This is a genomic window from Vibrio sp. 10N.222.46.A1, assembly GCF_041473595.1.
In the GTDB taxonomy this organism is placed as follows: domain Bacteria; phylum Pseudomonadota; class Gammaproteobacteria; order Enterobacterales; family Vibrionaceae; genus Vibrio; species Vibrio tasmaniensis_A.
Map to the genome: position 1 here is coordinate 1,445 of NZ_JBFRSN010000970.1, position 251 is coordinate 1,695.

The window sequence follows — 251 nt, forward strand, 5'->3', positions numbered from 1 at the left end:
CGATTGGTATTCGGAGTCGCTCGGTACGACTACCGCCTAATTGGCGACACAATAGATGTGTGGTTCGATCATCGCTTCAACCTTATTATCTATATTGCTCTTGGCTATATATTTTTTATTGTATTAGCGCTTTGGCTCTACAGTTACCGAGTAGGAAAAAAAACCGAACAACTCGTCGAATGGTCAGAAAGCGCGTCCAACGACCTATTGGCGAACCCCGCTCCCAACTTTAAATTCAGTGAATACAATCG

At 43.8% G+C, this 251-nt stretch carries 1 pseudogene; it reads left to right on the forward strand.

What is annotated here, in order from left to right:
• Positions 1–251, forward strand: a pseudogene (locus tag AB4496_RS22655) (sensor histidine kinase); the annotation flags it as partial.